This window comes from Streptomyces sp. NPDC055955, assembly GCF_042270245.1.
In the GTDB taxonomy this organism is placed as follows: domain Bacteria; phylum Actinomycetota; class Actinomycetes; order Streptomycetales; family Streptomycetaceae; genus Streptomyces.
Map to the genome: position 1 here is coordinate 249,568 of NZ_JBHJYS010000008.1, position 22,961 is coordinate 272,528.

General features: G+C 70.9%; 19 protein-coding genes. 8 read left to right on the plus strand and 11 right to left on the minus strand.

What is annotated here, in order from left to right; all coding sequences use genetic code 11:
* The first annotated feature begins 151 nt into the window (after positions 1–151).
* Entirely contained in the window at positions 152–1,603 is a 1,452-nt protein-coding gene (locus ACFC96_RS18755) for a cytosine permease (protein ID WP_376613185.1), read from the plus strand.
* 61 nt (positions 1,604–1,664) lie between these two features.
* On the opposite strand, the gene ACFC96_RS18760 is transcribed toward ACFC96_RS18755, so the two are convergent.
* The gene (locus ACFC96_RS18760) at positions 1,665–2,753 is read right to left on the minus strand and encodes a branched-chain amino acid aminotransferase (RefSeq protein ID WP_376259266.1); all 1,089 of its coding nucleotides are present in this window, start codon (positions 2,751–2,753) and stop codon (positions 1,665–1,667) included.
* A gap of 278 nt (positions 2,754–3,031) precedes the next feature.
* The gene (locus ACFC96_RS18765) at positions 3,032–4,081 is read right to left on the minus strand and encodes a 3-isopropylmalate dehydrogenase (RefSeq protein ID WP_376259268.1); all 1,050 of its coding nucleotides are present in this window, start codon (positions 4,079–4,081) and stop codon (positions 3,032–3,034) included.
* A gap of 166 nt (positions 4,082–4,247) precedes the next feature.
* On the opposite strand from ACFC96_RS18765, the gene ACFC96_RS18770 reads away from it, so the two are divergent.
* Entirely contained in the window at positions 4,248–5,834 is a 1,587-nt protein-coding gene (locus ACFC96_RS18770) for a purple acid phosphatase family protein (RefSeq protein ID WP_376259270.1), read from the plus strand.
* A 10-nt stretch (positions 5,835–5,844) separates the two neighbouring features.
* Here the strand turns inward: ACFC96_RS18770 and ACFC96_RS18775 are convergent, their stop codons facing one another.
* Together ACFC96_RS18775 and ACFC96_RS18780 are read right to left on the minus strand one after the other, a co-directional pair.
* Positions 5,845–5,985, minus strand: coding sequence for a hypothetical protein (locus ACFC96_RS18775; RefSeq protein WP_356285772.1), 141 nt, complete (start codon positions 5,983–5,985; stop codon positions 5,845–5,847).
* A 252-nt stretch (positions 5,986–6,237) separates the two neighbouring features.
* Positions 6,238–6,798 carry a GNAT family N-acetyltransferase gene (locus ACFC96_RS18780; RefSeq protein ID WP_376613187.1) on the minus strand — a complete coding sequence of 187 codons (561 nt, stop codon included), beginning with the start codon at positions 6,796–6,798 and terminating at the stop codon, positions 6,238–6,240.
* A 52-nt stretch (positions 6,799–6,850) separates the two neighbouring features.
* Between ACFC96_RS18780 and ACFC96_RS18785 the strand changes: the two genes are divergently transcribed.
* The 4 genes from ACFC96_RS18785 (at position 6,851) to bla (ending at position 10,789) form a co-directional block, all read left to right on the plus strand.
* Complete coding sequence (locus ACFC96_RS18785; protein WP_376613189.1) at positions 6,851–7,756, plus strand: CDP-alcohol phosphatidyltransferase family protein; 906 nt, start codon at positions 6,851–6,853, stop codon at positions 7,754–7,756.
* Positions 7,753–8,607, plus strand: a complete 855-nt coding sequence (locus tag ACFC96_RS18790) for a phosphatidate cytidylyltransferase (protein WP_376613191.1) — start codon at positions 7,753–7,755, stop codon at positions 8,605–8,607. Before ACFC96_RS18785 ends, ACFC96_RS18790 begins: the two co-directional genes overlap by 4 nt.
* Complete coding sequence (locus ACFC96_RS18795) at positions 8,604–9,800, plus strand: lysophospholipid acyltransferase family protein (RefSeq protein WP_376613192.1); 1,197 nt, start codon at positions 8,604–8,606, stop codon at positions 9,798–9,800. Before ACFC96_RS18790 ends, ACFC96_RS18795 begins: the two co-directional genes overlap by 4 nt.
* An 86-nt stretch (positions 9,801–9,886) precedes the next feature.
* Positions 9,887–10,789 (plus strand): class A beta-lactamase, encoded by a 903-nt coding sequence (bla, locus tag ACFC96_RS18800; RefSeq protein WP_376259279.1) that lies wholly within the window; start codon positions 9,887–9,889, stop codon positions 10,787–10,789.
* Positions 10,790–10,882: 93 nt separating this feature from the next.
* Here the strand turns inward: bla and pruA are convergent, their stop codons facing one another.
* Positions 10,883–12,514 (minus strand): L-glutamate gamma-semialdehyde dehydrogenase, encoded by a 1,632-nt coding sequence (pruA, locus tag ACFC96_RS18805; RefSeq protein WP_376259281.1) that lies wholly within the window; start codon positions 12,512–12,514, stop codon positions 10,883–10,885.
* Positions 12,515–12,546: 32 nt separating this feature from the next.
* Positions 12,547–13,473, minus strand: a complete 927-nt coding sequence (locus tag ACFC96_RS18810) for a proline dehydrogenase family protein (RefSeq protein ID WP_376259283.1) — start codon at positions 13,471–13,473, stop codon at positions 12,547–12,549.
* Between the two features lie 183 nt (positions 13,474–13,656).
* On the opposite strand from ACFC96_RS18810, the gene ACFC96_RS18815 reads away from it, so the two are divergent.
* Positions 13,657–14,874 carry a PucR family transcriptional regulator gene (locus ACFC96_RS18815; RefSeq protein ID WP_376259284.1) on the plus strand — a complete coding sequence of 406 codons (1,218 nt, stop codon included), beginning with the start codon at positions 13,657–13,659 and terminating at the stop codon, positions 14,872–14,874.
* Here ACFC96_RS18815 and ACFC96_RS18820 read toward each other — a convergent pair.
* A complete protein-coding gene (locus ACFC96_RS18820) occupies positions 14,863–15,453 on the minus strand; it encodes a TetR/AcrR family transcriptional regulator (protein ID WP_376259286.1) in 591 nt (196 codons plus the stop codon). The genes ACFC96_RS18815 and ACFC96_RS18820 overlap by 12 nt on opposite strands.
* A 122-nt stretch (positions 15,454–15,575) precedes the next feature.
* Between ACFC96_RS18820 and ACFC96_RS18825 the strand changes: the two genes are divergently transcribed.
* Positions 15,576–17,111, plus strand: a complete 1,536-nt coding sequence (locus ACFC96_RS18825; RefSeq protein ID WP_376259287.1) for an MFS transporter — start codon at positions 15,576–15,578, stop codon at positions 17,109–17,111.
* 97 nt (positions 17,112–17,208) lie between these two features.
* Here ACFC96_RS18825 and serA read toward each other — a convergent pair whose 3' ends face one another.
* The 4 genes from serA to ACFC96_RS18845 all read right to left on the minus strand — a co-directional run bounded on the left by serA (position 17,209) and on the right by ACFC96_RS18845 (position 22,757).
* Positions 17,209–18,834, minus strand: coding sequence for a phosphoglycerate dehydrogenase (serA, locus tag ACFC96_RS18830; RefSeq protein WP_376259288.1), 1,626 nt, complete (start codon positions 18,832–18,834; stop codon positions 17,209–17,211).
* Between the two features lie 416 nt (positions 18,835–19,250).
* The gene (gene ilvC / locus ACFC96_RS18835; RefSeq protein WP_376259290.1) at positions 19,251–20,252 is read right to left on the minus strand and encodes a ketol-acid reductoisomerase; all 1,002 of its coding nucleotides are present in this window, start codon (positions 20,250–20,252) and stop codon (positions 19,251–19,253) included.
* A 109-nt stretch (positions 20,253–20,361) separates the two neighbouring features.
* Positions 20,362–20,886: an acetolactate synthase small subunit gene (gene ilvN, locus ACFC96_RS18840; RefSeq protein ID WP_100594986.1), complete on the minus strand. Its 525-nt coding sequence runs from the start codon at positions 20,884–20,886 to the stop codon at positions 20,362–20,364.
* A 29-nt stretch (positions 20,887–20,915) separates the two neighbouring features.
* Positions 20,916–22,757, minus strand: a complete 1,842-nt coding sequence (locus ACFC96_RS18845) for an acetolactate synthase large subunit (protein WP_376259291.1) — start codon at positions 22,755–22,757, stop codon at positions 20,916–20,918.
* Between the last annotated feature and the right edge of the window lie 204 nt (positions 22,758–22,961).

Below are 22,961 nucleotides of genomic sequence, written 5' to 3' on the forward strand. Positions count from 1 at the left end.
ACACCTCCCGTACAGGTTTAGAGCTTCACTCTAACCATAGGATTCACAACTCGGAAACATTGACGTGCCAGCTTGTGATGAGTCACATTGAACGCTGCTCTAAAGTGCCTGACGCGACCGATGCAACGACGCAGAGATCAGGGGTCCCCCCATGGCGATAGAACAGCGCGGTGTCGACACCATCCCCGATGAGGAGCGCACCAGCGGTCCCCGGGACATCGTCTCGATCCTCCTAGGCTCGAACCTCTGCCTCGGGGTGATCGTCTTCGGCTGGCTGCCCGTGTCGTTCGGACTCGGCTGGTGGGCCTCGGTCACCTCCGTGATCGCGGGCACGCTCCTCGGCACCGCGCTCACCGCCCCGCTCGCCCTCGTCTCCCTGCGCACCGGCACGAACCTCTCCACGTCGTCCGGCGCCCAGTTCGGCGTCCGCGGCCGCCTCGTCGGCTCGATCGTCGGCCTGCTCCTGTCGCTCGGCTACACGGCGCTGACCGTGTGGATCGGCGGCGACGCGATGACGGGCGTCCTGCACCGCCTGTTCGGCGTGCCCGAGTCGGGCCTCACCTACGGCGCCGTCTACGCGCTCCTGGCTGCCGCCACCGTGATCGGCGCGGTCTACGGCTACCGCGTCCTGCTGCGCCTCTCGCGCGTCCTGGCCGTGGGCATGACCGCGCTCCTGGCGCTCGGCGTCGTCGCGTACGCCCCGCACTTCACGACGGCGCCGCTGCCGGGCGCGGGCGGTTACCTCCTCGGCTCGTTCTGGCCGACGTGGCTGCTCGCCCTCGTCGCGGCCGGCCTGTCGGGCCCCATCGCCTTCATCACGCTCCTCGGCGACTACACGCGCTACGTGTCGCCGGCCCGTCACTCCCAGCGCAGCGTCCTGCGCGCCACCTGGCTCGGCCTGATCGTCGGCCTGCTCACGCCCCAGCTGTTCGGCACGTTCACCGCGTACGCGGCCCGCGCCGCCCTCGACTACGCGGGCTCGCTCGTCTCCGCCTCGCCCACCTGGTACCTGATCCCGCTGCTGCTCGCCGCCTCCGCGGGCTCGGTCGGCAACGCGGGCCTGATGCTCTACTCCATGGGCCTCGACCTGGACGCGATCCTGCCCCGCGCCTCCCGCACGGCCGCGACCTACACGGTCGCCGGCGTCGCCACGGTCTGCGTCTTCGTCGGCCACTTCGCGTGGGCCGCACAGGACGCCATGACGTCGTTCGTCCTGCTCCTGACCGCGATCGGCACCCCCTGGGCCGTGATCACCCTGATCGGCTTCGTGCGCTGCCGCGGCGTCTACGACGCGGACGCGCTCCAGGTCTTCAACCGGCGCTCGCGCGGCGGCGTCTACTGGTACCGGGGCGGCTGGAACCCGCGCGCCACCGCGTCCTGGGCCCTGGGCGCGCTCGTCGGACTGCTCGCGGTGTCCCTGCCGTCGTACGAGGGCCCGCTGCTCTCCCTGACGGGCGGCGTGGACTGCAGCTTCCTGCTGTCGGGCCTGGTCGGCGGGGCTGCGTACCTGGCGCTGACGGCGCGTGAGGTGCGCTCGGTACGCGTCAGGGCCGCCACGGACAAGAAGTCCGAGGCGGCCCTGGTCACGAGCGGCGAAGGCTGAGCGCAGGTCTTCCGTTCGGGTCGGGCCGTATCGGCTCCCGGCACGACCCGAACGAGAGGCCCTAGCCGAGCTGGTGCATCCAGCCGTGCTTGTCCGCGCTCGTGCCGCGCTGGATGTCGAGCAGCGCCTCGCGCAGCTTCAACGTGACCTCGCCGGGCTCGCCGCCCGACTGGGTCCACTGCGCGCCGGCGCGCTTGACGGTCCCGACGGGCGTGATGACCGCCGCGGTGCCGCAGGCGAAGACCTCGGTGAGCGTGCCGTTCTCGGAGTCGGCCTGCCACTGGTCGATGGAGACGCGTCCCTCGACGGACTCGTAGCCCAGGTCGCGGGCGACCGACAGAAGCGAGTCACGGGTGACACCCGCGAGGAGCGAGCCGGTCAGCTCGGGGGTGACGATCTTGTCTCCGTACACGAAGTACAGGTTCATGCCGCCCAGTTCCTCGACCCACTTGTGCTCGACGGCGTCGAGGTAGGCGACCTGGTCGCAGCCCTCGGCGGCGGCCTCGGCCTGGGCGAGGAGGGACGCCGCGTAGTTGCCGCCGGTCTTGGCGTCGCCCATGCCGCCGGGGACGGCGCGCACGCGGTCCTCGGACAGCCAGATCGACACGGGCTTGACGCCACCGGCGAAGTAGGCGCCCGCGGGCGAGGCGATCACGACGAAGAGGTACTCGTTGGCGGGCTTCACGCCCAGGCCGACCTCGGTCGCGATCATGAAGGGGCGCAGGTAGAGGGACTCCTCGCCGCCGTGTGCCGGGACCCACGCGATGTCCTGCCGGACCAGCGCGTCGCACGCCTCGAGGAACGTCTCGACCGGCAGCTCGGGCATGGCCAGGCGGCGCGCCGAGGCCTGGAAGCGCTTGGCGTTCATCTCGGGACGGAAGGTGGCGACGGAGCCATCGGGCCGGCGGTAGGCCTTGAGACCCTCGAAGATCTCCTGCGCGTAGTGCAGGACGTTCGTCGCCGGGTCGAGGGAGAGCGGTCCGTAGGGCACCAGCTGCCCGTCGTGCCAGCCGCGGCCCTCGGTCCACCGGATCGTCACCATGTGGTCGGTGAAGTGGCGGCCGAATCCGGGGTTGGCCAGGATCGCCTCGCGCTCCGCGCCGGACAGCGGGGTCGAGGAAGGCTTGAGCTCGATCGTGGGCGTCGTCATGGTTGCGTGTCCTTCACCGGTTGTGTGTGACGGACCGCTGTCACGCTCGCGCAGCTGGAAGCACGAACTTCCCAACTACTTGGTCGTCCGAGCTTTTGCGTTCACCGCGGCCCCACGTCCGATTATCGCTCGTGGGGTCCAGTGGACGAAAACAGCCCGTACGGGTACAGCGTGAGGTGCGGCCCAGGGGTTGATGGTGGCACCCGGGGACCGCAAAGGTGAAGCCGCCGGGTGCGGATGCGACCCGGCGGCTGCTTAAGTGCATTAAGCGCGGCGGGTCAGCCGGCTACTCGTCCGGCGAGCGCGTCGCCGATCTCGTCGGTCGACCGCACGGTGGTGCCGCGCTCGGCCAGGTCGGCGGAGACGGCGTCCTCGATGCGGGCGGCCTCGGCCTCGTAACCGAGGTGACGCAGCAGGAGTGCCACGGACAGGACCGTGGCCGTGGGGTCGGCCTTGGCCTGGCCGGCGATGTCGGGGGCCGAGCCGTGGACCGGCTCGAACATCGACGGGAACTCGCGGGACGGGTTGATGTTCCCGGATGCCGCGACGCCGATACCGCCGGAGACGGCGGCGGCGAGGTCGGTGATGATGTCGCCGAAGAGGTTGTCGGTGACGATCACGTCGAAGCGCTCGGGGTCGGTGACGAGGAAGATCGTCGCCGCGTCCACGTGCAGGTAGTCCGTGGTGACCTCGGGGAACTCCGTGGCCACCTTGTTGAAGATGTTCGTCCAGAGGTGGCCCGCGAAGGACAGCACGTTGTTCTTGTGGACCAGCGTGAGCTTCTTGCGGGGGCGGGCCTGGGCGCGGGCGAAGGCGTCACGGACCACGCGCTCGACACCGAACGCCGTGTTGACGGAGACCTCGGTGGCGACCTCGTGCGGGGTGCCGGTGCGGATCGAGCCGCCGTTGCCGGTGTACGGGCCCTCGGTGCCCTCGCGGACCACGATGAAGTCGATCTCCGGCTGACCCTTGAGGGGCGTCGCCACACCCGGGAGCAGCTTGCTCGGGCGGAGGTTGACGTGGTGGTCGAAGAGGAAGCGGAGCTTGAGCAGGAAGCCGCGCTCGAGGACGCCGGACGGGACCGAGGGGTCACCGATCGCGCCGAGCAGGATGGCGTCGTGCTGCTTGAGCGCCTCGACATCGGCGTCGGTGAGGGTCTCACCGGTCGCGTGGTAGCGCCTGGCGCCGAAGTCGTATTCCTTGGTCTCCAGCTTCACATCCTGCGGGAGGACGGCGCCGAGGACCTTGAGCCCCTGGGCCACGACCTCCTGGCCGATGCCGTCACCGGGGATCACTGCGAGATTGAGGATGCGAGAGCTAGCCGACATACGGGCACCCTACTTCGGCGTCCCATGGGATGACACTCACTGTCCGCCATTCGGACAGGCCCCGCGCGGGCCGCCCCGTCGCCGGCCGTACGGGCCGCCGTTCGGTCGATTTATGTTCACCCGCAGGTATGGCCCTTGTTGGTTGTTACTGGGAAGTTCTCTTCTCATGGACACACCCGACGTCGGCATCCCCGAGCAGCTGGCCCGCCGCCTGAGCATGCCGGAGCAGCACGAGTACCTGCGGGCCCGGTTCAGCAGGCGGCGCGCCCTGACCGGGACCGCGGCGAGCCTGGGCGGCCTGACCCTCCTGGGCGGCTCGGCCTCCACGGCGTACGCGACGCCGTCCACCGCCGCTCCCGTCCGCTCGGCGGCCGTGCGGGTCGACGGCTCCCTCGTCGCGCCCTTCGCCCGCCACCTCGCCTTCGGCGCCGATCCGAAGACGCAGATGCGGATCTCCTGGCAGGTGCCGTTCGCGGTGCGAAGGCCGTTCGTACGGGTGGGCCTCACACCCTGGGACCTCAGCCGGAAGATCGAGGCGGAGGTGCGCGCGCTGCACACCCCGAGCCTGTCGAAGAAGCTCCCGGCGGTCGAGCAGCACTACCTGCACGCGGCCCTGGACGGCCTGGCCCCCGGGACGACGTACTACTACGGAGTGGGCCACGACGGTTTCGACCCGGCCTCCGCGGAGCGCATCGCGACGATCGGCTCCTTCCGCACGGCGCCCGCGAAGGCGGAGAAGTTCGTCTTCACGGCCTTCGGCGACCAGGGCGTCAGCTATGACGCGCTCGCCAACGACCAGTTGATCCTGGGCCAGAACCCCTCGTTCCATCTGCACGCGGGTGACATCTGCTACGCCGACAGCAGCGGGCACGGCAAGGAGTCGGACACGTACGACGCGCGCGTGTGGGACCAGTTCCTCGCGCAGACGGAGTCGGTCGCGAAGTCGGTGCCGTGGATGGTGACGACCGGCAACCACGACATGGAGGCCTGGTACTCCCCCAACGGGTACGGCGGCCAGTCGGCCCGCTGGACCCTGCCGGACAACGGCCCGGACCCGCGGAACGCGCCGGGCGTCTACTCCTTCGTGTACGGGAACGTGGGCGTCGTCGCGCTCGACGCGAACGACGTCTCGTACGAGATCCCCGCCAACAAGGGCTACACGGACGGTAAGCAGACCGCGTGGCTGGCCGAGCGGCTCGGTGAGCTGCGCGCGCGCAAGGACATCGACTTCGTGGTGGTCTTCTTCCACCACTGCGCGTACTCGACGTCGACGCACGCCTCCGACGGCGGGGTGCGCGCCGCGTGGCTGCCGCTGTTCGCCGAGCACCAGGTGGACCTGGTGATCAACGGGCACAACCACGTGTACGAGCGCACGGACGCCATCAAGGACGGAGAGGTGGGCAAGCCGGTGCCGGTCGGCGCGTCGACCGATCCGACGCGCGACGGCATCGTGTACGTCACCGCGGGCGGCGCCGGCAAGGACCTCTACGGGTTCGGCATCGGGGTCGGGGACAGCTACGAGGGCCATGTCCACGACCGCGAGTCGATCGTGACGTTCCACTGGACGAAGTCACGCCTGCCGGACCCGGACACCGTGGAGTGGTCCCGGGTGCGGTACACCGGCTTCTCGTTCCTCGCGGTGGAGGCGGAGACCGGCGGGGCGGGTGTGACACCGACACTGAAGGTCTCCGCACTGGCCGAGAGCGGCGAGCGCATCGACTACTTCGAGATCAGGCGCGGCACACAGCCGTAGGGGCGGGGCCCTAGCGGCTCTCGTGCCCCGTCTCTCCGCCGTTGTCCCTGCGGTCGAGGGCTCGCTGCAGGGCGGCGGCGGCGTTCTTGCGGTCTGAATCGGACGGCGATGCGTGACGGACTCGGCGGCGGACGGGCGTCGCTGTGGCCATGAGAGATCGACTCCTTGAGATCACATGGGATTTCGAGGCGCCGGAAGAGGCGGGGAGCCTGGAGCCGCAGGGGTTGCCTGCCTTCTGCTCGGCTCACGACCGCCATTCGCTGGATCGAGCGAGACGTTCGGCTCCTACAAAGCTAAGCGAGGACCCCGCTTCTGTCTCCACAATTACTCGGACTTCCTACTATCTGAGACGGCACGCACGTGGGCGGGGGACGTCACGCAGGCGTCAGCCGGCGTTCCGGGCTCAGAGAATGTCGCCGCCCCGCCAGTCGAAGAGCAGCGCCTGGGCCGGGTCGAGCGCGGCGGTGACGCGGCGCAGGTACGGCGCGCTCTCGTCGTCGGGCAGCGGCACCGGCCCGTCGGGGCCGTACGCGGCGAAGGCGCCCTGCCACTGCTCCCAGCCGCGCGCCCGGTAGAGCCCGGCCCCGTCGGGCGACGCCGACAGCGCGCCCAGTTCGTAGGCGGCGTCGATCACCCGCTCCAGGGCCGCCATCACCTGACCGCCCAGACCGCTCCTGCGCGCGTCGGCACGGACGGCGACGCCCTCGACGTAGCCGGTGCGCAGCGGGCGGCCCGCGTGCGCGACCCTGCGCTGCACCACGGAGCCGTGCGCGACGAGGTCACCGGCGCTGTCGCGCACGAGCGCGTGCACGCCTCCGACGGTGTGGTCCCAGTCGTCGTCGCTGAAGCCGCCGTCGAAGGCGTCGTCCAACAGGGCGTGCACCGAACGGAGTTCGGCTCGCGTGAGGTCGGCGGTGTGTGCGGTGCTCAGCGTGGTCACCGGGACACCGTACTCACGCCCCATTTGAGTACGCGTGCCGATTTCACGCCGCGTCCGCGGCGGCACAGTCGTCCTCATGAACGGCCTCTACGCTCTCAAGCCCTGGTACGCGGGCCGGCTCTCCGGCCTGCGCCGCGCGCTCGCCGCGCGGCGGGTCTCGCCCGACACCCTGACGGCGGCCGGTGTCGTGTGCGCCGCGGGCGCGGCGGCCGCGCTCGCCTGGCTGCCGGCGCCGGCGGCCGCGCTGCCCGTGACGGTGCTGCTCGCCGGGCGGCTCGCCTTCGCGAACCTGGACGGCGCGCTCGCCCGCGACACCGGCCGCACGACGCGGCGCGGCGCGCTCCTGAACGAGCTGGGTGACCGCGCGGCCGACCTGCTCGTCGTCGCGGGTTTCCTGCCGCTGGCCCCCCTGTGGCTGGTGGCCGCGGCGGCCTTTGCGACGACGCTGCCCTCATGGGTCTCGCTGGCGGGCGCGGCGGCGGGTGCGCCCCGGCGCAACGGCGGCCCGGTCGGCAAGACGGAGCGCTGCCTCCTCGCGGTCGTGGCCGCGGCCTCGGGCTGGGCGGTACCGGTGCTCGCGGCCGCCGCGGCGGGCTCCGCGGTGACGGCGGTGGTGCGGGCGGTGTGGGTGTGGCGGGCGCTTGGGCAGCCCGAGACGACTGTGGCTGCTGTGGCTATCGAGCGGGCTGTCTCTACAGACAAGCGCGTGGCGACAGAGAGGGACAGGGCTACAGAGAGGGCCAGGGCTACAGAGACGGCTGCGGAGAGCGAGAAGCCTGTGGTGCGGGGGGCGGATCCCGCGTCCCCGGCCGGCCGACGCCGCCCGTCCCCGCCCCCGCCCTCCTCCCCCACGCTCGGCTCCCTTCCCTCCGAGCACGGTCGGAGCCTCCCCCTCGACCCCGGCGAGGTGTCGGGCGGCATCACGCACACCCGCCCGCAGTCCCCCGCGGACCGCGGCACTCAGCTGCGGGGCACCCGATGAGCGCCGTGTTCGTCGCCGGCGAGGTGGCCGGGCGGGCCGTCCCGGTCGTGGCCGGGGTCCTCGGGGCCGGTGGCGTCGCCGTCGCCTCGCTGCCGTCCCGGGTACGGATGCGGGCCGAGCTGCGCAGGCGGTGGCGGACCTGGGCGCTGTCCGCGCCGCTGTTCATCGGGGCCTTCTTCGTGGGCCGCGCGGGCGCGTTCGCGCTCGCGGCCGGGCTCGGCGTGGTCGCCGTGGGCGAGTACGCGCGGATGGTGGACCTGCCCCGCGCCGAGCGGACCGTACTGGCAGCCGCGGCAATCGCCCTCCCCGGAGCGGAACTTGCCGGGCCCGACCCCCGCACGACGGGAGCGCTTCTCGTGCTCGCCGTCCTCGCGGCGGTCTGCGCGGGCGACGCCGAGCAGGGCTTCACACGCGCGTCACACACACTCTTCGGTCTCCTGTGGATCCCGGTCTCGCTCAGCGGCCTCGTGCTGCTCGGCGACACGGCGCTCGCGGTGGGGGTCGCGGTGGCCTTCGGCGACGTGGGCGCGTGGTGCGGCGGTACGGCGCTCGGCCGGCGCGGGCCGCTCGCGCGGCGCCTGTCACCGCTGTCCCCCAACAAGACGTGGGCGGGCGTGGTCGGCGCGGCCGCGGCAACTGCCGCCGCGCTCGCGGCAGTCGGCGCGTTCACACCGGTCCTGTGGGCGGCCGTCCTCGCCGGCTGCGTCCTCGGCGATCTCGTCGAGTCGATGGTGAAGCGCGAGGCGGGCGTGAAGGACGCGGGCAGTTGGCTGCCCGGCTTCGGCGGACTCCTCGACCGTATCGACTCACTCCTCGTGGCCCTGCTCCTCGTGATGGTGGTGACCCTGTGACGACGACCGTGACCGCCGCGGCCCGGGTGCGCCCGGCCCGTGCCGCCGCCCGCCTTCGCCACGCCCTGTGGTGGCTCGTCCTCACCCTCACCGGCGGTGTGGAACGCCGGGGCCGGCTCCCGCGCGGCGGCTGCGTCGTGGTCGCCAACCACCGCTCGCACGCCGACACCGCGGCGCTGCTCGCCGCGCTCGACGCGTCGCACGCGCCGGCGATCGGTGCGGCGGCCGACTACTGGTTCGCCTCGCCCTGGCGCGCCCGGATCTGCAGCCGCCTCGCCGCCGGGTTCCCGGTGCGGCGCTCGGGCGGGGGCATGGACGACCTGCTCGGCATGGCGGACACGCTGCGCGCGGGCCGGGCCGTGGTCCTCTTCCCCGAGGGCACGCGCGCGCGTGCGGGTGAGTTCGGGTCGTTCCACCGCGGCGCGCTGGTCCTGGCGGAGCACGCGCGCGTGCCGGTCGTGCCGGTCGGGATCGCGGGCACGGACCGGCTCCTGCCCAAGCACGGCAGGCTGCGCCCGTCCCTGGTCCGGGTGCGGATCGGCGAGCCGCTCCCGTACACGGCCACTCCGGAGGAGGCCCGCCGAGCGGTCGCGGCGCTGCATGACCGTACGGTCGCGGAGCCGCTGCGGGACTCCCGTGTCCGCAGGGTCCTGGCCCGCGTGATCAGCGCGCGGCTCGGGCTGCTCCTGGGCTTCGCATGGGCGTTCGCGGAGGCGCTGAGCTGGCCCCTGATGCCGGAACTGTTCCTCGCGGTGGCGTGCGTGGCGGTGCCGCGCCGGGCCCTGAAGCTGTCCGTCACCGCGCTCGCGGGCAGCCTCGCGGGCGGCCTGCTCGCGCTCCAACTGGCCTCCATGGGCGCGACGTTGCCCGCGCCGCTGACGACGGACCGCATGCGGGCGGAGGTCCGTCACGAGCTGTCCGTCGAGGGCGCGTCGGCAGTACGCCACCAGCCCTGGAACGGCATCCCCTTCAAGGTCTACGTGCAGGAGGCGGGCCGCGCGGCCGTCCCCGTCACGGACTGGCTGTCCGAGTCGGCACGTGCCCGCGGTTCGCGCACGCTCACCGTGGGGCTCGCGTTCGGCGCGTTCGGCTTCCTGGTCCACCGGCTGCGCAGGCTCTACGGGCTCTATCTGGTCCTGCTGTGCGGCGGTTTCGCGACCGGTCTCTCGCTCGTCGTGGCGGGCTGGAGCTGACGCGAACGGCCACAGCGGGCCACGCCGCGCCACGAACCAGGTGATGACAGCGGCGTCCCCGAGTCCGCTCACGTACCTTCGAGATCATGAACTTACCTCCCGCCCGCAGGACCCTCCTCGCCGCCGCGTCCCTGACGCCCGTCCTCCTCTCCGTGCCCGGCACCGCGAGCGCGGCGCCCTCCCCCGAGGCCGGCGGCGACGCCCGGCGCCGGCTGAGCGAGCTGGAGGCGGGCTACCCCGGCCGCATCGGGGTGCACGCCCTGCACACCGGCACCGGCGCCGTCCTCGCCCACCGCGCGCACGAACGCTTCGCGATCGCCTCGACGTTCAAGGTGCTGGCCGCCTCGGCGATCCTGCGCAGGGCGCGCGAGCAGGAGCCCGGGCTCCTCGACGTACTGATCCGCTACGGACGCGACGACCTCGTGGCCGCCTCGCCCCGCACCGAGCTGCACCTCGAAACCGGCATGACGGTGCGCGAGCTGTGCGACGCCGCCCTCACCTACAGCGACAACACCGCGGCCAATCTGCTGATGCGCCGGATCGGCGGCCCCGCCGGCGTCACCGCGTTCGCCCGCTCGCTCGGCGACACCGTGACCCGGCTCGACCGGTGGGAGACCGACCTCAACACGAACCTCCCCGGCGACCGGCGGGACACCACGACGCCCGCCGCCATGACCGAGGACCTGCGCGCGCTGGTCCTCGGCGACGCCCTGCACCCGCTCGACCGCGGCCAGCTGATCCGGTGGCTGGTGGAGAACACCACCGGCGACAAGCGGATCCGCGCGGGGCTCCCGCCGGGCTGGCGGGTCGGCGACAAGACCGGGTCACCCGCCTACGGCGGGGTCAACGACGTGGCCGTGGCCTGGCCGCCGGGCGGCGGGGCTCCCCTGATCGTCTCCGTGTACACGACCCGGCTCGACCCGGACACCCCCGGCGAGGACCGGATCGCCGCCGACATCACGCGCGTCGCTGTGGACGCACTGCTCTGACCCCGGACACGACACCGCCTCCGACCGGGGTGGGGCCCTGGTCGGAGGCGGGGGCGGGTGGGGGCGGCCCGTGCGGGCCGCCCGGGGTGGGCGTCAGCCCATGTGCGGGTAGCCGTACTCGGTCGGCGGGACCAGCGTCTCCTTGATGGCGCGGGTCAGGGTCCAGCGCTGGAGGTTCTGCGGGGCGCCGGCCTTGTCGTTGGTGCCGGAGGCGCGGCCGCCGCCGAAGGGCTGCTGGCCGACGACGGCACCGGTCGACTTGTCGTTGATGTAGAAGTTGCCCGCGGCGTAGCGGAGCTTCTCCATCGTGTAGGCGGCCGCGGCACGGTCGTTGGAGATGACCGAGCCCGTCAGGGCGTAGTCCGACGCCGACTCCATCTGGGTCAGCATCTCGTCGTACTTGTCGTCCTCGTAGACGTGGACGGCGAGGAACGGGCCGAAGTACTCGGTCTTGAAGACCTCGTTCTCCGGGTCCGCGCACTCGACGACGGTCGGGCGCACGAAGTAGCCGACCGAGTCGTCGTAGGTGCCGCCCGCGACGATGGTGCAGGAGTCGTCGGCCTTGGCGCGGTCGATGGCCGCCTTGTTCTTGGCGAACGCGCGGTCGTCGATGACGGCGCCGATGAAGTTCGACAGGTCGGTGACGTCACCCATCTTGATGCCGTCGACCTCGGCCGCGAACTCCTCCTTGAAGCCGGAGTTCCAGATGGAGGCCGGGATGTACGCCCGCGAGCTCGCGGAGCACTTCTGGCCCTGGAACTCGAAGGAGCCGCGGGTCAGGGCTGTCTTGAGGACGGCGCGGTCGGCGCTCGGGTGGGCGACGACGAAGTCCTTGCCGCCGGTCTCGCCGACGAGACGCGGGTAGGTGCGGTACTTCGCGATGTTCTCGCCGACCGTCTTCCACAGGTGCTGGAAGGTCGGGGTCGAGCCGGTGAAGTGGATGCCGGCCAGGTCGCGGTGGTTGAGGGCGACCTCGGAGACCGCGATGCCGTCACCGGTGACGAGGTTGATGACGCCCTTGGGCAGGCCGGCCTCTTCGAGGAGCTGCATGAGCAGCACGGCGGCGTGGGTCTGCGTCGGGGACGGCTTCCAGACCACCACGTTGCCCATGAGGGCGGGGGCGGTGGGGAGGTTGCCCGCGATGGCGGTGAAGTTGAAGGGCGTGATCGCGTAGACGAAGCCCTCGAGCGGGCGGTGGTCCATACGGTTCCACACACCGGTGGAGTTCGCCGGGGGCTGCTCGGCGAGGATCTGGCGCGCGTAGTGCACGTTGAAGCGCCAGAAGTCGACGAGCTCACAGGGGGTGTCGATCTCGGCCTGCTGCGCCGTCTTCGACTGGCCGAGCATCGTGGACGCGGCGAGGGTCTCGCGCCACGTCGTGGAGAGCAGCTCGGCGGCGCGCAGGATGATCGCCGCGCGGTCGTCGAAGGACATCGCGCGCCAGGCCGGGGCGGCGGCGAGCGCGGCGTCGATCGCGTCCTGCGCGTCCTGCTGCGTGGCCCCACGGCCCGTACCGATGACGGCCTTGTGGTTGTGCGGCTGGACGACGGTGAACTCGTCACCGCCACCGAGGCGCTTGACGCCGCCGATGGTCATCGGCAGCTCGATCGGGTTCTCGGCAAGCTCCTTGAGCTTGATCTCGAGGCGCGCCCGCTCGGGGGAGCCGGGGGCGTAGCCGTGCACCGGCTCGTTGACGGGAGCGGGGACCTGGGTTACAGCGTCCATGAGTCTCAGAACTCCTTTGAGAGGGGTGGGGCTCAGCCCTTGGTGAGGATGGAGCGGGCGAAGAAGAGCAGGTTGGCGGGCTTCTCCGCGAGGCGGCGCATGAAGTAGCCGTACCAGTCGGTGCCGTACGCGGTGTAGACGCGCATCCGGTGGCCCTCGGCGGCGAGCCGGAGGTGCTCGTCGCTGCGGATCCCGTACAGCATCTGGAACTCGTACTCGTCCAGCTTGCGCCCGGCGCGGCGGGCGAGCTCCTGGCTGATGGAGATGAGGCGCGGGTCGTGGGACCCGATCATCGGGTACCCGTCGCCCTCCATCAGAACCTTCAGGATGCGGACGTACGCCTTGTCGATCTCGCCCTTGTCCTGGTAGGCGACGGAAGCGGGCTCCTTGTAGGCGCCCTTCACGATGCGCACGCGGCTGCCGGCGGCGGCCAGGCGGCGGGCGTCGTCCTCGGTACGGAAGAGGTAGGCCTGGATGACGCATCCCGTCTGCGGGAAGTCCTTCCGCAGCTCCTCGTGGATGGCGAACATCGAGTCGAGGGTGGTGTGGTCCTCGGCGTCCAGGGTGACCGTGGTGCCGATCGCGGCGGCGGCCTCGACGACCGGGCGGACGTTGGCGAGGGCCAGCTCGTGGCCGCCCTCCAGCGCTTGGCCGAACATCGACAGCTTGACGGACATCTCGGCCTTGGTGCCGAGGCCCAGGTCCTTGAGGCGCGCGATCAGCTCGAGGTAGGCGTCGCGCGCGGCGGCGGCCTGCTCGGGGGTGGTGATGTCCTCGCCGACCACGTCGAGGGTGACTTCGAGGCCCTTGCCGCAGGCGTCCACGACGATCGGCACGACGTCGTCGACGCCTTCACCGGCGATGAACCGGTCGACGACCTGCTTCGTGCCGGGGGCTGCCGAGATGAAACGGCGCATCCTGTCGCTGCGCGACGCGGCGAGAATCACGGGACCCAGCACGGGGCACCTCCACGGAGAGTACGAACGAGGGGCCGTATCGGTGTAAACGAATTGAATCGCAACAGACCGGTACGGCACGGAGAACCACCGTGAAATCTAAGGATGACTCCGATCCAGTGCCATCGACAGCTGTCACGCATCTGTGGCCGCCACCTCAGACATTTGTCTGAGGAGCGCGGAGGGGTGCGCGAGAATGGCGGGGTGAAGGGCGACTACCAGGAACTGGTCGACGAGATCTCGGCGCTGCTCAGCGCCCCGGCGACGCTGGAGAACCGGGATTTCGGGCTGATCGCGTTCGGCGCGCACGACAGCGACAGCGATTTCGACGAATCGACGCTGGATCCCGTCCGCACCCGCTCGATCCTGACCCGCCGCTCCACCGCGGCGGTGCGCACCTGGTTCGAGGGCTTCGGCATCGCCCGCGCCACCGGGCCCGTCCGCATCCCGCCGACCCCGGAGGCCGGGGTCTACCGGGGCCGTATCTGCCTTCCGGTACGCCATCGGGGTGTCGTCCTCGGCTATGTGTGGCTGCTCGACGACGATCCGGGGCCGACCGAGCAGCAGCTGACCGCCGCGATGGAGGTGGCGGGCCGCATCGGTGCGCTGCTCGCGGACGAGGCGCAGGCGGGCGCCGACCTGACCCGCGAGTTCCGCGAGGTGCTCACGGCCGAGCGCGGCTGGCAGCGGGACATGGCGGTGGCGGCCCTGCGCACGGCGCTCGGCTCGCGCGCGGACGGGCTGCACGCGGTGGTGTGCGTCGCGCCGTGGCCTTCCCCGAGCTCTCGGCTTCGCTCGAGCGGGGAAGGCCCCTACGCCGACCCGGACGACGCGCCGTCCTTCCGGACGATCCCGGCGGCCGACGCGCTGTGCACCGTGCCGTGGGGCGCGGCCGGGCAGGCGCTGGCCCTCCTGGTGCGGCTGCGTTCGGCGGACGCGCTCGGGCCGGCCATGGCGGCGACGGCGAAGCTGCGGGAGCGCGCCGGTACGGCGGTCGTCGCGGCGGGGTTCGGGGGCGCGCGGCGCGAACTGGGTGACCTCGGGGCCGCCTGGCAGGAGGCGACGGCCGCGGCGCGTGCGGCGCTCGCCGAGCCTCGTCTCGGCCCGGACGCGCACTGGGCGGCGATCGGCCCGTACCGCCTGCTCACCGCGCTGCCTCCGGACACGGCGCACGACCCGGTCCTGGCCCCGCTCCTGCTGCCGGCCAACCGTCAACTGGCCCGCACCGCCGAGGTGTTCCTCGACTGCGCGGGCCAGGCGGGCCGTACGGCGGCGGAGCTGGGCATCCACCGCCAGACCCTCTACTACCGCCTGTCCCGCGTGGAGCAGCTCACCGGGCTCGACCTGGACGACGGAGAGGACCGGCTGCTGTTGCACATGGGGATCAAGGCGTCACGCCTGTGACGCCTGTGACGCGCGCATCGCGTCCAGCAACAGCCTCAGGCCCTCGGTGAGTTCGTCGGCGCTGGGCGAGTAGTCCGCGTCGAAGGTGTGCTGGGCGACGAGCCCGAGGACCAGCACCGAGAAGAGCTTCCCGAGGGTGTGCACGCTCGGGTGGTCGGCGGGCGGCTCCTCCCCCATGACCATGCCGATGAAGCCGCGGCCGGCCTCGTGCTGGGCCTGCGCCAGCTGCTCGCGCACGACCGGCATCTTGTCGCCCATCGTCACGAGCTCGATGCTCAGGTGCCAGATCGACCCGGGCTTGCCGAGGCTGTCGGTGATGCCGGCCATCACGGCCCGGAACCGCTCCAACGAGCCGGGCGCGCCGGGCAGTTGACCCACCGCGCTCCAGTCGTCCGAGGCTCCTTCGGCCAGCGCCACGTACGCCTGCGCGAGCAGCGCGTCCTTCGAGCCGTAGTGGTAGCCGATCGACGCCAGGTTGGTCCCCGACTCCTTGACGATGTCGCGCGCCGTCGTGCGCACGAACCCCTTCTCCAGAAGGCAGCGCTTGGCGCCTTCGAGCAGATCCTCGCGATGTCCCATGCGGCCACCGTACCCCCGTTTCATACGGATGTCCCATACGGGCGTCCCATACCGCCGTCTCACACAAGCGATCTATACGTTCGTACTAGACAAGCGTGTAAGACGTCCGTACAGTCCTCCTCATGACGAACTCACCGAGCACCAACTCCCGTGCGGGGCGCCGTGAATGGACGGCTCTCGCGGTCCTGATGCTTCCGCTGCTCCTCGTCTCGATGGACGTCTCCGTCCTCTACTTCGCGATCCCCTCGATCAGCGCGGACCTCGAACCCACCGGCACCCAGCAGCTGTGGATCTTCGACATCTACGCGTTCGTGCTCGCCGGCCTGCTGATGACGATGGGCTCCCTCGGTGACCGCATCGGCCGACGCAAGCTTCTGATGATCGGCGCCACCGCCTTCGGCGCCGCCTCCGTCTGCGCGGCCTACGCGAACAGCGCGGAAATGCTGATCGCGGCCCGCGCGATCCTCGGCATCGGCGGCGCGACCCTGATGCCCACGACGATGGCCCTGGTGCGCAACATGTTCCGCGACGACAAACAGCGCGCGACGGCCATCGGCATCTGGTCCGGCGTCATGACCGGCGGCATCGCGCTCGGCTCGGTGATGAGCGGCGTCCTCGTCGAGCACTTCTGGTGGGGCTCGGTCTTCCTCGTCAACCTGCCCGCGATGGCCCTGCTCCTGCTGCTCGCCCCGGTCCTGCTCCCCGAGTTCAAGGACCCGCGGCCGGGCCGCTTCGACATCCTGAGCGTCCCGCTGTCGATGGCCGCGGTGCTCCCCCTCGTCTACGGCATCAAGGAGATCCCCTCCGAGGGCTTCGAGCCGCTCTACGTCGCCTCGATCGTCGTCGGCCTCGTCTTCGGCGCCCTGTTCGTACGCCGTCAGCGCACCGTCGAGTCACCGATGATCTCGCCGGCCCTCTTCCGGGGCCGCGGCTTCGGCCCCGCCGTCACCCTCAACCTCATCTCGGCCTTCGCGATGATGGGGTCGGCGTACTTCACGACGCAGTACCTCCAGGCCGTCCTCGGCAAGAGCGCGCTCGAAGCGGCGCTGTGGGCGCTCGCGCCGACCGTGTTCATCGGTCTCGCGGCCCCCGTCGCGACGGTCCTCGTGCAGCGGGGCGTGCACCGCGGCTCCGTCGTCACGGCCGGCTTCCTCACCAGCGCCTGCGGCTACGGCCTCCTGACCCTGACCGGCACGGACTCCCTGTGGACCGTCCTGGCCGGAGCGGGTGTACTCGCCTCCGGCGCGGTGATCGTGGGCTCGCAGCTGACCGACCTGGCGCTCGGCGCGGCGCCCGCGGAGAAGGCGGGCGCGGCGTCGTCCCTGCTCGAGACGGGCCAGGAGTTCGGCGGCGCCCTCGGCATGGCCGTCCTGGGCTCGATCGGTACGGCGGTCTACCGCCACCGGATCGGCGACGCTCCGGCCGAGGCGAAGGAGACGCTGGGCGGAGCGCTCGCGGTGGCGCAGCACCTGCCGGGCCGGGCGGGCGACGCGCTCCTGGCGTCGGCCCGGGAGGCGTTCACGAGCGGCATGCACTTCGCCGCGCTGGCCGGCGGGGTGGTCCTGCTGGGGGCGGCGGTACTGGCCCTGCGGGGCCTGCGCGGGGTGGCCGCGCCGCAGCCGCAGGAGCGGCGGGAGCCGGAGCGGGCGACGGCCTGACCTCCTTCCCGACCCGCCTCTTCCGTTCGGGTGGGGGAGAAAAAAGAAGGGCCCGGGCCACCGAAAGGGTGACCCGGGCCCCGCCATGTACCAAGAACTAGTCCGCCAGGTTCACGGAGCGCGCCGACGTGGCGCCGATCTCCTCGCCCAGCTCGCTGAGCACCCCGGCGGGAACCGTGTCGTCGACGGTCAGGACGGCCAGCGCCTCGCCGCCCACGTTCGCGCGGGCGACCTGCATGCCGGCGATGTTGATGCCCGCCTCGCCGAGCACGCGGCCCACGGTGCCGACGACACCGGGACGGTCCTCGTAGCGCAGGACGACCATGTGGTCGGCCAGGGCGAGATCCACGTCGTACTCGCCGACGGCGACGATCTTCTGGAGGTGCTTGGGGCCGGCGAGCGTGCCGGAGACCGAGATCTCCTCGCCGCCGGTCAGCGTGCCGCGCACGGTGACGACGTTCCGGTGGTCCGGGGACTCGGAGCTCGTGGTGAGGCGGACCTCGACGCCGCGCTCCTGCGCGAACAGCGGAGCGTTCACGTACGACACCGTCTCGTCGACGACGTCCTCGAACACGCCCTTGAGAGCGGAGAGTTCGAGCACCTTCACGTCGTGCTGGGTGATCTCGCCGTAGACCTCGACGTCGAGGCGGGCCGCGACCTCGCCCGCGAGCGCGGTGAAGATCCGGCCGAGCTTCTCGGCGAGCGGCAGGCCCGGCTTGACGTCCTCGGCGATGACGCCGCCCTGGACGTTCACCGCGTCCGGCACGAGCTCACCGGCGAGCGCGAGCCGCACGGAGCGGGCGACGGCGATACCGGCCTTCTCCTGCGCCTCGTCCGTGGAGGCACCGAGGTGCGGGGTGGCCACGACCTGGTCGAACTCGAACAGCGGGGAGTCCGTGCAGGGCTCCTTGGCGTACACGTCGAGGCCGGCGCCGGCGACGCGGCCCTCCTTGAGCGCCGAGTACAGCGCCGCCTCGTCGACGATCCCGCCGCGCGCGGCGTTGACGATGCGGACGGCCGGCTTGACCTTGCGCAGCGCGTCGTCGCCGATGAGGCCGACCGTCTCGGGGGTCTTGGGGAGGTGCACCGTGATGAAGTCGGAGACCTCGAGCAGCTCGTCGAGGGTGAGGACCTTGACGCCCATCTGGGCGGCGCGCGCGGGCTGCACGTACGGGTCGTACGCGACGACCTTCATGCCGAAGGCGGACATGCGCTGCGCGACGAGCGCGCCGATGCGGCCGAGGCCCACGACGCCGAGGGTCTTCTCGGCCAGCTCGACGCCCGTGTACTTGGAGCGCTTCCACTCGCCCGCCTTGAGGGCCTGGCTGCCCTGCGGGATGTTGCGCGCGGTGGCGATGAGCAGACCGCAGGCGAGCTCGGCGGCGGTCACGATGTTGGAGGTCGGCGCGTTGACGACCATCACGCCGGCCTTGGTGGCGGCGGAGACGTCGACGTTGTCGAGGCCGACACCGGCTCGGGCGACGACCTTCAGCTTCTTCGCGGCGGCGATCGCCTCGGCGTCGACCTTGGTGGCCGAACGGATCAGGATCGCGTCGACGTCGGCGATGGCCGGGAGCAGCTCGGCCCGGTCGGCGCCGTTGCACTGGCGGATCTCGAAGTCAGGGCCAAGAGCGTCGACGGTCGCGGGAGACAGCTCTTCCGCGATGAGTACGACGGGTTTGCCGGTTGCAGCAGTGCTCACGTGAGTCCTCACAAGTCCCATTGCGGACGGCCGTCCCGACGGCCGCAGGCGGTGGAGGGGTGTCAGCGGCGCCGGGGAAGTGCGGGTGCGTTCCCGCGTCGTTCGGTGCGTGCTCTCGGTGTGCCGGACGAAGGCTCTCGTAGCGGGGCTACTCGTGCCTTTGGCCGGTCCGGCGAGAGTGCGTGCCGGGCGGCGTGGGGACGCGCTTGCACTTCTTCGATGTCGCTGTGCCGCGTGGTAGACGCACGACGCTGTGGGCCCGACGCGAATGTGTTCAGCAGTCTAGTGGCGCTTCGGGGGTGGTCTTGCGCCTCCGTGGAAGGATCACCCGTCCGTGGCTGGACGGGGTGGACAACCAGGTTGACGCGAGAGCGCCGCGGGCCGTCCACCTCGACGAGGGGGCCGGGGCATTCGCCCCGGCCCCCTCGTCGCAAGGCTTACGCCTCGTCGTTGTCCACCCAGCTCATGAGCTTGCGGAGCTCCTTGCCGGTGGTCTCCAGGAGGTGGTTCTCGTCCTGGGTCTTGTACTCGTTGTACTTCTTCAGGCCCGAGTGGTACTCGTCCATCCAGTTCTTGGCGAACGTGCCGTCCTGGATCTCGGCGAGGACCTTCTTCATCTCGGCCTTGGTGGCGTCCGTGATGATGCGCGGGCCGGTGACGTAGTCGCCCCACTCGGCGGTCTCGGAGATCGACCAGCGCATCTTCTCCAGGCCGCCCTCGTACATGAGGTCGACGATGAGCTTCAGCTCGTGGAGGCACTCGAAGTACGCGATCTCCGGCTGGTAGCCGGCCTCGGTCAGCGTCTCGAAGCCCGCCTTGACCAGCGCGGCGGTGCCACCGCACAGGACGGCCTGCTCACCGAACAGGTCGGTCTCGGTCTCCTCGGTGAAGGTCGTCTTGATGACGCCGGCGCGGGTGCCGCCGATGCCCTTCGCGTAGGAGAGGGCCAGGGCGAAGCCGTTGCCCGTGGCGTCCTGCTCGACGGCCGCGATGCACGGAACGCCGCGGCCCTCTTCGTACTGACGGCGCACCAGGTGACCCGGGCCCTTGGGCGCGACCATCGCCACGTCCACGTTGGCCGGGGGCTTGATGAAGCCGTAGCGGATGTTGAGGCCGTGGCCGAAGAACAGTGCGTCGCCGTCCTTCAGGTTGTCCTTGATGGACTCCTCGTAGACCTGGGCCTGGATCGGGTCCGGGACCAGGATCATGATGACGTCGGCCTCGGCGGCGGCCTCGGACGGCGTCACCACGCGCAGGCCCTGCTCCTCGGCCTTGGCCTTGGACTTGGAGCCCTCGTGCAGACCGACGCGGACGTCGACGCCGGAGTCACGGAGCGACAGCGCGTGGGCGTGGCCCTGGCTGCCGTAACCGATCACCGCGACCTTGCGGCCCTGGATGATGGACAGGTCGGCATCGTCGTCGTAGAACAGCTCGGCCACTGGATTTTCTCCTTGGTGTGCAGGTGTTGCGTCCCACCGTACGGCGGGATTGCGGAGGGAAGTTTTCGGGTCTCGGTATACGAGAGGGCGCTCGCAGGCGCCTGGGGGCTCAGGCCGTGCGGTCGAGCGCCCGCAGGCTCCGGTCGGTGATGGAGCGCGAGCCGCGGCCGACCGCGATGGTGCCCGACTGGACGAGCTCCTTGATGCCGAAGGGTTCCAGCATCTTGAGCATCGCCTCCAGCTTGTCGCTGGAACCGGTGGCCTCGATGGTGACGGCCTCCGGGGAGACGTCCACGGTCTTGGCGCGGAACAGCTGGACGATCTCGACGATCTGCGAGCGTGTCTCGTTGTCGGCGCGGACCTTGGCGAGGACGAGCTCACGCTGGACGGCGTGGCCCTGCTCCAGTTCGACGATCTTCAGGACGTTGACCAGCTTGTTGAGCTGCTTCGTGACCTGTTCGAGCGGCAGGTCCTCGACATTCACCACGATGGTGATGCGGGAGATGTCGGGGTGCTCGGTGACGCCGACCGCCAGGGAGTCGATGTTGAACCCTCGGCGGGAGAACAGCGCGGTGATCCGGGCGAGGACACCTGGCTTGTTCTCGACCAGGACGGAGAGCGTGTGCTTGGACATGGCTCTTGGTCTCTCTTTCGCTCTCGGTCTCAGTCGTCTTCGTTGTCGCCGAAGTCGGGGCGGACCCCGCGGGCGGCCATGACTTCGTCGTTGGAGGTGCCGGCGGCGACCATCGGCCACACCATGGCGTCCTCGTGGACGATGAAGTCGACGACGACGGGGCGGTCGTTGATGGAGTTGGCCTCTTCGATGACCTTGTCCAGGTCCTCGGGGCGCTCACACCGGATGGCGTAGCAGCCCATGGCCTCCGACAGCTTGACGAAGTCGGGGACGCGGGTGCCCTTGTTGGCCTGGACGTCGTCCGGGCCGCTGTGGAGCACCGTGTTGGAGTAGCGCTGGTTGTAGAACAGCGTCTGCCACTGGCGGACCATGCCGAGGGCGCCGTTGTTGATGATGGCGACCTTGATCGGGATGTTGTTGAGCGCGCAGGTGGTCAGTTCCTGATTGGTCATCTGGAAGCAGCCGTCGCCGTCGATCGCCCAGACGGCGCGGTCCGGCATGCCGGCCTTCGCACCCATCGCGGCGGGCACCGAATAGCCCATCGTTCCGGCGCCGCCGGAGTTGAGCCAGGTGGCGGGCTTCTCGTACTGGATGAAGTGCGCGGCCCACATCTGGTGCTGGCCGACACCCGCGGCGAAGATCGTGTCCTCGGGCGCGAGCTGGCCGATCCGCTCGATGACGTTCTGCGGCGAGAGCGAGCCGTCCTCGGGCTGGTCGTAGCCCAGCGGGTAGGTGTCGCGCCAGCGGCTGAGGTCCTTCCACCAGGCGCTGTAGTCGCCCTTGTGGCCCTCGCTGTGCTCCTTCTGCACGGCCTGGACCAGGTCGGCGATGACCTCGCGGGCGTCGCCGACGATCGGCACGTCGGCGACGCGGTTCTTGCCGATCTCGGCCGGGTCGATGTCGGCGTGGACGATCTTCGCGAACGGGGCGAAGCTGTCCAGCTTGCCGGTGACGCGGTCGTCGAAGCGGGCTCCGAGGGCGACGATCAGGTCGGCCTTCTGCAGCGCGGTGACGGCGGTGACCGCACCGTGCATGCCCGGCATTCCCACGTGCAGCGGGTGGCTGTCGGGGAATGCGCCGAGCGCCATCAGGGTGGTGGTGACGGGCGCTCCGGTGAGTTCCGCGAGGACCTTCAGCTCGGCCGTGGCGTGCGCCTTGAGCACACCGCCGCCGACGTAGAGGACCGGCCGCTTCGCGGCGGTGATCAGCTTCGCGGCCTCGCGGATCTGCTTGGCGTGCGGCTTGGTCACCGGGCGGTAGCCGGGCAGGTCCTGCGTCTGCGGCCAGGAGAACGTCGTCTGCGCCTGCAGGATGTCCTTCGGGATGTCGACGAGGACCGGGCCGGGGCGACCGGTCGAGGCGATGTGGAACGCCTCCGCGATCGCCTTCGGGATGTCCTCGGCCTTGGTGACGAGGAAGCTGTGCTTGGTGATCGGCATCGTGATGCCGACGATGTCCGCCTCTTGGAAGGCGTCCGTGCCGATCGCGTTGGACACGACCTGACCGGTGATCGCGACCAGCGGCACCGAGTCCATGTACGCGTCGGCGATCGGCGTCACCAGGTTCGTGGCACCCGGACCCGAAGTCGCCATGCACACACCGACCTTGCCGGTGGCCTGCGCGTAACCCGTGGCCGCGTGACCCGCACCCTGCTCATGCCGGACGAGGACGTGACGGACCTTCTCGGAGTCCATCATCGGGTCGTACGCGGGAAGGATCGTGCCGCCGGGAATGCCGAATACGGTGTCGACCCCGACCTCCTCGAGCGAACGAATGAGGGACTTCGCCCCCGTGACGTGCTCGACGGGGGCGGACTGCTGTCCTCGGGGCCGCGGCTGCGGATGGTGGGCCCCGGTGGCCTGCTCGGTCATCGGCATTCTCTTCTCGATGCTGAGGGTTTTTGCGAGGTTTGTACGGTGTTCGGTTACTGGATTACACGCGCTGGTGCAACAAAAAACCCCTCGTGCCGTGAGGCAAGCGAGGGGAGCGCGCCGGGTGCGGTCGCTGGGATCCGGTGTTCCGACCGGTGGGTCCCAGCTTCAGCCGACGCGCTTTCCAAGTACGAGAATTCGGGT